The organism is Promicromonospora sp. AC04 (assembly GCF_003058225.1).
In the GTDB taxonomy this organism is placed as follows: domain Bacteria; phylum Actinomycetota; class Actinomycetes; order Actinomycetales; family Cellulomonadaceae; genus Promicromonospora.
In genome coordinates this window covers 1-5945 of sequence record NZ_QBUG01000022.1, presented here as the reverse complement: position 1 = coordinate 5945, position 5945 = coordinate 1, and the positions used below count along the sequence as shown (strand labels likewise).

Sequence of the window (5945 nt, the reverse complement as noted above, 5' to 3'; positions counted from 1 at the left end):
CCATGATCGCGGTGAACCGGCCCTGCTCGAAGTCGACGTCCACCCCGTCCAGAGCACGCACGACAGCCTCACCCTTGCCATAGGTCTTCGTCAGGGAGCGAGCGCGCACAGTGGGGGACGACCCGGGCGCGTACGAGGTGATGTCCATGGAGCAGACGCTACGGACGAGCCCCACCGCACTGCGTCAGGCCCCGGGCTGGTTCTGCGCCGCCGGTCCGTCATACCCAGGTCGTACAGGCCACGGCGAGCCTCATCCCGGCTTCTCACGGTTCTCTTAGGTGCGGTGCGGAGAATCGCGGGATGCGGATTCTCCTGGTCGACGACGAGCCTGCGCTGCGGCAGTCCATCGCTCGTTCTCTGCGGTTCGAGGGCTACACGGTGGTGACCGCCCCGGACGGGCGCGCGGCGATCGAGGCGATCGAGTCAGCGCGGCCGGACGCGGTCGTGCTGGACGTGATGATGCCGCGCCTGGACGGGCTCGGCGTGTGCCGGTGGCTGCGGGCCTCGGGGGACCGGACGCCGGTGCTGATCCTGACCGCGCGCGACGCCGTGCAGGACACGGTCGCGGGGCTGGACGCCGGGGCCGACGACTACCTGGCCAAGCCCTTCGCGTACGACGAGCTGCTGGCCCGGTTGCGGGCCCTGCTGCGCCGTACGGCAGGTGCGCCGGGTGAGCTGGTGCTGGAGGTCGGGCCGGTCCGGCTGGACCCGGGCGCGTGGCAGGTCACCGTCGACGGCGCGCCGGTGGAGCTGACGCGCACGGAGTTCTCCCTGCTGGAGACGCTGATGCGGCATCGCGGGCAGGTGCTCACGCGAAGCCAGCTGTACTCCTCGGTGTGGGGGGAGGACCTGGACGGCATGTCGAACACCCTGGACGTGTACGTGGGGTACCTGCGCCGCAAGCTCGAGGCGGCCGGCTCGCCACGGGTGGTGCACACGATGCGCGGTGTCGGGTACCAGATGCGGGGAGCGGAATGAGCCTCCAGAAGCGCCTGACCCTGCTGGCCGCCGCGGCGGTCGCCGCAGCGGTCATGGTGGCGTCCCTGGCTGCGTGGTTCCAGGTCAGGGCCTCGATGCTGGACGAGATCGACGCGCAGCTGACCAAGCGCACCGCGAACCTCGGGAGCATCGCCGACCTCTCCGCGGCGACCCCGTCGGGTACCGGGAACCAGCGCCGGATCCTGTCGCTGGTGCAGAACGACCCGGTGAGCGTGCTGGTGGTCCAGGGGGACGGGACGGTGCGCGACGACGCCGCCTACGGTCCCCTGAGCGACTCGCTGAAGGACCTGGACTGGCTGCCGCCCGTACCCGAGTCCGGCAGTCCCCGGCTGGACACGGTCACGACGGACGGGTCCACCTACCGGGTCCTGTCCGCGCGGACCGACGACGGCGACGCGCAGGTGTGGATCTTCCAGCCCCTCACCTCCATGCAGGACACCCTCGACCGGATCGCATGGGCGCTGGGCGGGACGGCGGCGGCCGGGGTCGTCGTTGCGGCGCTGCTCGGCTGGCTGGTGTCCCGGTCCGGGCTGCGCCCGGTCGACCGCCTCGTCGCGGCCACCGAGGCGGTGGCCCGCACGCGGGACGTGGGGCAGCGGGTCGACGTCGGCGGGGCGCGACGGGACGAGATCGGCAGGCTCGCCGGCGCGGTCAATGCCCTGCTGGCGGGGCTGGACGACGCGCGACGCGGCCAGAGCGAGCTGGTGGAGAACGCTGCCCACGAGCTGCGCACCCCGCTGACCGTGCTCCGCAACGATCTCGGGCTGCTGGCTCGCGCGGAGGGGGTCACGGGTGACGGGCCGGGCGGCGACCGATCCGGCGGTGACGGGCCGGGCGGCGACGGGCACGGCGGCGACGCAGCCGGACGGCGCCTGGCGGTCGACGAGCGACGTCAGCTCGTGGCCGACCTCGACACGCAGGTGGGCGCGCTCGCCGACGCGGTGGGCGAGATCGTCGAGCTTGCCCGTGGCGCCGCGGGGTCCGAGCCTGCCGGGCACACCGACCTGGCCGCACTGGTGGACCGCGCGGTCGCCCGCACGCGGCGCGTCGCTCCGGAGGTCACGGTGGAGGTGACGGTGTCGCCGCGGGACGCGGCCGCCGTCGTGCACCCGGCCACTCTGGAGCGGGCGATCGCGAACCTGGTGCGCAATGCCGTGCAGGTCTCCGCGCCGGGCGGGACCGTCACGGTGACCCTGGCCGCGACCGACGCCGGGCTCCGGCTCGGCGTGCTGGACCGCGGGCCGGGCCTGGAACCCGGCGAGCTGCCCCGCGTGTTCGAGAGGTTCTTCCGGGGCGCGGCCGCGCGGGCGCGGCAGGGGTCCGGCCTGGGCCTGGCGATCGTGGCTCAGGCCGCTGACCTGCACGGCGGCACGGTCGGCGCGGCGAACCGGCCGGGTGGCGGGGCGGTGTTCACGCTGCGCCTGCCGCTGCGGGAGATTCCCAGCAGGGTCTTAACCAGGCCCTAATCCCGTCTCACGTGGGGTGTGCAGTCTTCGTCGTGTCCCAACCGACCGAGCGAAGGCATGACGGATGTACATCCTGAACAACGCGCTGGCGAACGTGTGGCGGCACAAGGGCCGCAACGCGCTGCTGGGCGCGATCATCCTGGTGGTGATCGCGGCGAGCGTCGTCGCGCTGATGATCAGCTCCACCGCGACGAGCATCATCGACGACTACAAGGAGCGGTTCAGCGCCGAGGTCACGTTCGTCCCGGACATGGAGAAGGTCCGGGAGGAGGCGATGGCCGAGTCAGAAGACGGCATGGTCCGGATGGTCATGCCGACCATCGACGCGGACCAGTACCTCGCCTTCGGCGAGTCCGAGCACCTGGCCGACGCCGACTTCACCGCCTCGACCGGTGTGGTCCCCGAGGACCTCACCCCGGTGGCGGCCGACCTCGGCGGCGGCAGCGGGATGATGACGATGGGCGGCGGCGGACCCGGCGAGTCGATGTTCGAGTCCGAGCCCATGTCGTTCACGGCGTCCCTGCAGGGCAACAAGCTCGCCGAGTTCGACGACGGCTCGCGGGCCCTGGCCGAGGGCGAGATGCCCGACGCCGACGGCGAGGCCCTGGTCAGCACCGAGCTGGCCGAGCTGAACGACCTGAGCGTCGGCGACACCCTGCACCTGGCCGGCGAGCTGCGGAACATCGACGAGGGCGCCCTGGAATCCATCGAGTACGACGTCACCGTGGTCGGCACCTACGACGATCTGACCGACGAGTACGGCACCTCGCCGCAGCAGAACGCCTTCACCAACCGCCGCAACGAGATCCTCACCACCTACGACACGGTGCTGAGCAACTACGTGGCGGGAATGCAGGGCATGCAGGTCGCCGCGACCTTCTACCTCGAGGACCCGGACCTGCTGGACGCGTTCACCGAGGAGGTGCGGGCCGAGGGCCTGCCCGACGTCTTCGACGTAACCACCGACTCGGCGACCTACAACGCGATAGTGGGTCCCGTCGAGGGCCTGAAGTCGGTCTCGGTCACGTTCATGATCGTGGTGCTGGTGTTCGGCGGCGTCATCATCGCTCTCCTCAGCTCCATCGCGATCCGGGAGCGCAAGTACGAGATCGGCGTGCTGCGGGCCATGGGCATGAAGAAGTCCGCGGTCGGGCTCGGCCTGTGGTCCGAGATCCTGGCAGTCACGGCCGCGTGCATGCTGCTCGGGCTCGCCGTCGGCTCGCTCGTGGCGCAGCCCGTGACCGACGTGCTCCTGGCCGGTCAGATCCAGGCGGCCGAGGAGGCCGCCGCCGCAGCTGAGGCGCAGGGCACCGGCGGCGGGATGGGCATGCAGATGGGCCCCATGGGCGGCGCGAACCAGGCCGACCCGGACGCCGAGCCCCTGGCCGACCTGGCAGTGGCTCTGACACCGGGCACCGTCGGGCAGATCGCCGCTGTCTCCCTCGGGCTGGCCACGCTGGCCGGCCTCACGTCCCTGGGCCGGATCACCCGCTACGAGCCCATCAAGATTCTCTCCGAGAGGAACTGACCTGTGACCAGCACGCTCACCCTCGACCGCGTGACCTACCGGTACGACGGCACCAAGAAGAACGTGCTGCGCGGCATCAGCGCGGCATTCGAGCCCGGGAAGGTCTACACGATCGTCGGGAAGTCCGGGTCGGGAAAATCGACCCTGCTGTCCCTGATCGCAGGCCTCGACGTCGTCGACGGCGGACAGATCCTGTTCGACGGCGACGACATGCGCACTCTCGACCGGGACGCCTACCGCGCCAGGGGCATCGGTGTGATCTTCCAGGGCTTCAACCTGCTCACCACCGCGACAGCCGTGCAGAACATCGTGCTGTCCATGAACATCTCCGGCAGCAGGGTCAAGCACAAGAAGCAGCACGCCTACGACCTGCTCGCCGGCGTGGGTATCGACCGGGAGACCGCCGGCCGACCGGTGCTCAAGCTGTCCGGCGGCGAGCAGCAGCGCGTCGGGATCGCCCGGGCCCTGTCGCACGACCCGCGGATCATCATCGCCGACGAGCCCACCGGGAACCTCGACCAGGCGACCGAGGACGAGATCCTGCGCATCTTCACCGGCCTCGCGCACGAGGAGGGCCGGTGCGTCATCATCGTCACCCATTCGCGCCGCGTCACCGCGGTCGCCGACGAGGTGCTCGGGATCACCGCGGGCCGGCTGGGCGTGGTGAAGAAGGATCAGGGGCCGCCGCGGAAGGCCGCGGTGTCAGGAGGGCCGTCATGAACGACGAGCCAAGACGACGTCACCCGGCGCGGCGCGCAGGTCGAGGAGGTCGTGGCCGGGTCACCGGCCGCGGCCGCGGGCATCGAGGAGGGTGACGTGATCGTCGCGATCGATGACGACCCGGTCACCGGTGCGGCATCCCTGACGGCGTTCGTCCGCGAACGGACCGCCGACGAACCAGTGGTGCTCACCGTGGTGCGCGACGGAGAGACCCGGGAGATCGACGTGACGCTCGCGCTGCGCGACGAGTCCGACGTCGTCGAGCCGGAGCCGGACGAACAGCCGGTCTTTCCCCGCGACGGCGGCGCTGAGAGCGCCCCGGACGACGTGCCGGGCCGGCCGCAGGACATGTTCGGCAACTGATCGCCGGCCGCCCCTGGACCTTCCCGGCGACGGCCGGGCCGGTCCAGGGAGCGGCCGGACCAATGCCTTTGTGGGTGGGTGCTACGGCCGTACCGCCGCCCTCGCGCCCTTCGCGACCGTCATCGTCCCCCAAGCCAGCAGGGCGCCGACCGCGGCGCCGATCGTGTTCATCATCCAGTCGTTCGTGTCGCAGGCGCGTCCGATGGCAGGTGCTACAGCCTGGAGCGCCTCGATCGCCGCGGACAGGCCCGACCCCGCCACGAACATCAGCAGCGGACGTCGGGTGGCCAGAGCCGCGAAGAAGGTGAGCGGAAAGAACAGTGCGATGTTGGCCAGGGTCTCGACGCCGCCGAGCGTCGGGACGGAGAACTGGACCGTGCAGACGACGTCGTCCGGCCGGCTGATCGAGGTCGGGACGAGAGCCAGCACGATCACCGGGAGTGCGGCCAGGGCGAGGAGCGCCCAAAGGATCCGACCTGACCGCGGGTGTCGCAGGGCCAGGTAGCCGACGCCGAGACAGACGAGCGCGATCAGGAGGAAGGCGACGGGAACGAGGTCGTGGTGAGCGACCAGGAACGTAGAGATCACAGGGGCGGATCGTACCTATGGTCGATCTCGTAGGTGTTTGGAGAGGATCAGCTTGGGTTGGGATCTCTGTGGCGCCGTCGAGGACGGTCCCGGCCAGCGCACCCGGTCGATCCCCGTCGAGGCGTCGGCGCGTGCCCTGACCGGCAGGGCGTCTGGAACCGATACCTGAGGCGCCTCTCACGTGCCTGAAGAGTTATCCACAGATTTCAGATCGTACTCGCAGACCATACGAATGTTCGAGACAATGGTGTCATTGAACAACGACGAGGCCAGCAGGCAAC

The 5945-nt window shown here is 70.6% G+C and carries 5 protein-coding genes and 2 pseudogenes; 5 read left to right on the top strand and 2 right to left on the bottom strand.

The window, feature by feature from the left end; translation table 11 throughout:
- Positions 1 to 148 (bottom strand): annotated as a pseudogene (locus tag C8K30_RS30115) (ABC transporter ATP-binding protein); the annotation flags it as partial.
- 152 nt (positions 149 to 300) lie between these two features.
- Here C8K30_RS30115 and C8K30_RS30110 point away from each other — a divergent pair.
- From C8K30_RS30110 to C8K30_RS30090, 5 genes and pseudogenes are all read left to right on the top strand, one after another.
- On the top strand, positions 301 to 978 hold the full coding sequence (locus C8K30_RS30110; protein WP_108496592.1) for a response regulator transcription factor: 678 nt from the start codon (positions 301 to 303) through the stop codon (positions 976 to 978).
- Positions 975 to 2465 (top strand): HAMP domain-containing sensor histidine kinase, encoded by a 1491-nt coding sequence (locus tag C8K30_RS30105; protein WP_108496591.1) that lies wholly within the window; start codon positions 975 to 977, stop codon positions 2463 to 2465. The genes C8K30_RS30110 and C8K30_RS30105 overlap by 4 nt, the downstream gene beginning before the upstream one ends.
- 64 nt (positions 2466 to 2529) lie before the next feature.
- Positions 2530 to 3993, top strand: coding sequence for an ABC transporter permease (locus C8K30_RS30100; RefSeq protein WP_108496590.1), 1464 nt, complete (start codon positions 2530 to 2532; stop codon positions 3991 to 3993).
- A gap of 3 nt (positions 3994 to 3996) precedes the next feature.
- On the top strand, positions 3997 to 4713 hold the full coding sequence (locus tag C8K30_RS30095) for an ABC transporter ATP-binding protein (RefSeq protein ID WP_108496589.1): 717 nt from the start codon (positions 3997 to 3999) through the stop codon (positions 4711 to 4713).
- 30 nt (positions 4714 to 4743) lie between these two features.
- Positions 4744 to 5076 (top strand): annotated as a pseudogene (locus C8K30_RS30090) (PDZ domain-containing protein); the annotation flags it as partial.
- 81 nt (positions 5077 to 5157) lie between these two features.
- On the opposite strand, the gene C8K30_RS30085 reads toward C8K30_RS30090, so the two are convergent.
- Positions 5158 to 5664: a VanZ family protein gene (locus C8K30_RS30085; protein WP_108496587.1), complete on the bottom strand. Its 507-nt coding sequence runs from the start codon at positions 5662 to 5664 to the stop codon at positions 5158 to 5160.
- Positions 5665 to 5945: the final 281 nt, after the last annotated feature.